We start from the raw sequence: 3,480 nt of genomic DNA, 5'->3' as shown, positions 1-3,480 counted from the left end.
GCCCAGCCGTAGCCGGGCGTCGCGGAGGTCGGCCTGGATGGTCTGCGCGCGGCGTGCCACCTCGGCCTGGCGTCCGAGTGGTTTGAGCTGGCGGCGCAGTTCGGCGGTCAGGTCGGACAGGCGGTCCAGGTTGGCCTGCATCGACTGCAGTTTGCGGACCGCTTTCTCCTTGCGTTTGCGGTGTTTGAGGACGCCTGCGGCCTCCTCGATGAAGGCGCGGCGATCTTCCGGCCGGGATTCGAGGATGGCCGCGAGGCGCCCCTGCCCGACGATGACGTGCATTTCCCGGCCGATTCCGGAGTCCGACAGCAGCTCCTGGACGTCCATCAGTCGGCACGAGTTGCCGTTGATCTCGTATTCGCCCGCCCCGTCGCGGAACATGCGGCGGGTGATCGACACCTCGGAGTATTCGATGGGGAGCGCGCCGTCGGAGTTGTCGATGGTGAGGGTGACCTCGGCGCGGCCCAGCGGTGGGCGGCCCGAGGTTCCGGCGAAGATGACGTCCTCCATCTTTCCGCCGCGCAGTGCCTTGGCGCCCTGCTCCCCCATCACCCAGGTCAGCGCGTCGACGACGTTGGACTTGCCGGACCCGTTGGGCCCGACCACGCAGGTGATCCCGGGCTCGAAGCGCAGGGTGGTCGCCGACGCGAAGGACTTGAAGCCCTTGAGGGTGAGCGACTTGAGGTGCACGACGGTACAGCCTACTCATCTCGGACGAGGCGGGGCCCGCCCCCGGGCCTACTTCTCGACGAATCCGGTCACACCGGCGCGCGGTGCGTCGTAGGAGTCGACGACGAGATCCACGTGCCCCGGCGTCGTGTCGGAACGCAGGAGCGCGACGAGCGCGCGCACCGCCTCGGCCGGTCCCTGGGCGACGACGCGCACCCGACCGTCGGGTTGGTTGGCGGCGTATCCGACGAGGCCGAGTTCCAGTGCGCGGGAACGTGTCCACCATCGGAACCCGACTCCCTGCACGTGTCCGTGGACGTAGGCGGTCAGCCGGATCGCATCGGCGCTATCGGCGTCGTCGGTCATCGTGGTCTCGTCCTGTCTCACTCGGTGTCGATGCGCAGGCCGACCTCGGCTCCGGCTTTGATGGTCCGCCCGACGGTGCACACCGCGTCGATCGCGCGCTCGACGACGACGAGTAGGCGTTGCGCGGCCTCCGGGTCGAGTTCGGACAGATCCACTTCGAGCACCTCGTCGAGACGCGGGTACACCTCGTTGTCCCGGTCGGCGGTGCCGCTCACCCGGATCGTCGCGTCGTAGTCGTCGCCGAGTCGTCGCGACAGCGGCCTGTCCGACGACATGCCGGTGCATGCGGCCAGCGCGATTTTCAGGAGCTCGCCGGGTGTGAAGACGCCTTCGACGTCCTCGGAACCGACGAGTACCTCGGCTCCCCGCGAGGAACGACCGGTGTAGCGACGCGTTCCGGTGCGCTCCACCCACAGCTCGGTGTGCTGATGCGGCGCGGCGGCCGCGTTGCCCTTGTCGGCCGTGCCGTGCCGGTCGGCGTGATTCTCGACGGTCATCCTGAGATCGCTCCTTCGTCCATGGTCCTCGTGGCACCCAACGTCGCGGGCGGGCCGATGCTTCCGGGGTACCGGCAACCGGCGGCGCGGGTCACATCCGTGGTCGGCGCTGACACTGCGGACAGGAGAACGAACTGCGGTTCATGAAGTGCTCACGACGCATGATCCGTCCGCACCGCCGGCACGGCTGACCCTCGCGACCATAGGCGTTGAGCGACCGCTCGAAGTAGCCGGACTGTCCGTTGACGTTGACGTAGAGCGCGTCGAACGATGTACCGCCGACCTTCAGTGCTTGTGCCATGACGTCGGCGGCGGCGTCGATCAGTTCGCGAATCTTCTTGGGCGCCAACGTGTCGGTGACCCTGGTGCCGTGCAGCCGGGCGAGCCAGAGGGCCTCGTCGGCGTAGATGTTGCCGACCCCGGAGATGATCGTCTGATCGAGCAGTGCTCTTTTGATCTCGGTGTGTCGCGCACGGATCCTCGCGACGACGGCCGAGGTGTCGAAGCCCGGATCGAACGGGTCCGGCGCGATGTGTGCGATCGACGCGGGCACGCGGGGCAACACCCCGTCGTCCGAATCCATTGCAGCAGACGCATTCTCGGGCGTGAACGGGTCGGGCACATGCTCGTCGACGTGCCAGCCACCGAAGGTACGCTGATCGACGAAGCGCAGCTCGTTGCCGTCGGCGAGTTGTGCGCGGATACGCAGGTGGGTGTGGTCGGGTGCTCCCGCCCGTGCGATGAGCATCTGGCCGCTCATCCCGAGGTGGACGACCAGCGCGGCGTCGTCGGTGTCGTCGGCGACGTCGAGCCAGAGGTATTTGCCACGACGGCGCGCAGCGGTGACGGTCTTCCCCGCGAGCCGCGACGCGAGATCGGCGGATTCGCCCGCGTGGCGGCGTACCGCGCGGGGGTGGAGTACCTCGACCGTGGTGATCCGTTGCCCGACAACGTGATCGGCCAAGCCCAGGCGCACGGTCTCGACCTCGGGTAATTCAGGCATCGACGCTCCGGCGCGGGGTGGTCACGACGCCCCGGCGCGGTCGGTCAGGGTCTGCCAGGCCAGTGCCGCCGCCTTTTGCTCGGCTTCTTTCTTGGTCCGGCCGACACCTTCTCCGACGCTCTCGCCGGCCACCACGGCAACCGCGGTGAACTCCTTGTTGTGGTCCGGCCCGGTCGAGGAGACCTGATACTGCGGCGGCCCGAAACCGTGCTCGGCGGTGAGCTCCTGAAGTGAGGTCTTCCAGTCCAGTCCGGCACCGAGATCGCCTGCACGGTCGATGATCTCGTCGAAGAGATCACCGATGACGCGTTGCGACACCTCGAGGCCGTGTTCGAGATAGACCGCACCGAACAATGATTCGAGACCGTCGGCGAGGATCGAGTCCTTGTCGCGACCGCCGGTGAGCTCCTCACCTCGGCCCAGGTACAGGTAGGCCCCGAGCCCGTCGTCGGAGAGGCCGCGGGCCACACCGGCGAGCGCGTGCATGTTCACCACACTCGCCCGGATCTTGGCCAGCTCGCCCTCGGGCCGGTCGGGGAAACGCAGATACAGCCGTTCGGTGATGACCACGCCGAGTACCGAGTCGCCCAGGAACTCCAGGCGCTCGTTGGTCGGCAGGCCCCCGTGTTCGTAGGCGTAGGAACGATGTGTCAGAGCCAGGGTCAGCAGCTCGTCGGAGATCTCGGCGCCGAGTGCGGACAGCAGAGGAACGCACGACGGGGGTTGTTTCCCCCGACGTCTGCCTTCGCTCACTGCGGACCCCGGGACTGCTCGGGATCGGTGTCGGACGACTCCTCATCGACATCGGCGAACTTCTGGGCGAGACCGGCCCAGCGCGGGTCGATGATCTCGTGTCCGTGGCCGGGTTCTGCGGTGGCCATGCGCACACCGCACACACTGCACAGGCCCTCACAGTCCTCGGTACACAACGGCGACATCGGCAGG

Annotated in this window: 6 protein-coding genes; all 6 read right to left on the bottom strand. The window is 67.8% G+C overall.

Translation table 11 applies throughout. The annotated features are described in order from the left end of the window. The coding region (locus tag B1964_RS08165) for an AAA family ATPase (RefSeq protein WP_172398782.1) at positions 1–690 on the bottom strand (690 nt) is incomplete at its 3' end. Between the two features lie 48 nt (positions 691–738). After that, positions 739–1,035 (bottom strand): acylphosphatase, encoded by a 297-nt coding sequence (locus B1964_RS08160; RefSeq protein WP_014359739.1) that lies wholly within the window; start codon positions 1,033–1,035, stop codon positions 739–741. Positions 1,036–1,052: 17 nt separating this feature from the next. Then, the gene (locus B1964_RS08155) at positions 1,053–1,532 is read right to left on the bottom strand and encodes an OsmC family protein (RefSeq protein ID WP_006371293.1); all 480 of its coding nucleotides are present in this window, start codon (positions 1,530–1,532) and stop codon (positions 1,053–1,055) included. A 91-nt stretch (positions 1,533–1,623) separates the two neighbouring features. Beyond that, a complete protein-coding gene (gene mutM, locus B1964_RS08150) occupies positions 1,624–2,535 on the bottom strand; it encodes a bifunctional DNA-formamidopyrimidine glycosylase/DNA-(apurinic or apyrimidinic site) lyase (RefSeq protein ID WP_079929455.1) in 912 nt (303 codons plus the stop codon). A 21-nt stretch (positions 2,536–2,556) separates the two neighbouring features. Then, complete coding sequence (gene rnc, locus B1964_RS08145; RefSeq protein WP_006371291.1) at positions 2,557–3,288, bottom strand: ribonuclease III; 732 nt, start codon at positions 3,286–3,288, stop codon at positions 2,557–2,559. Then, a partial coding sequence (locus tag B1964_RS08140; RefSeq protein WP_172398781.1) for a YceD family protein occupies positions 3,285–3,480 on the bottom strand: 196 nt, incomplete at its 5' end. The genes rnc and B1964_RS08140, both read right to left, overlap by 4 nt.

It is taken from the genome of Gordonia sp. i37 (assembly GCF_002043085.1).
Classification (GTDB): domain Bacteria; phylum Actinomycetota; class Actinomycetes; order Mycobacteriales; family Mycobacteriaceae; genus Gordonia; species Gordonia polyisoprenivorans.
Note: the sequence above shows the minus strand (reverse complement) of the source record. Positions and strands in the feature narration are given on the sequence as shown.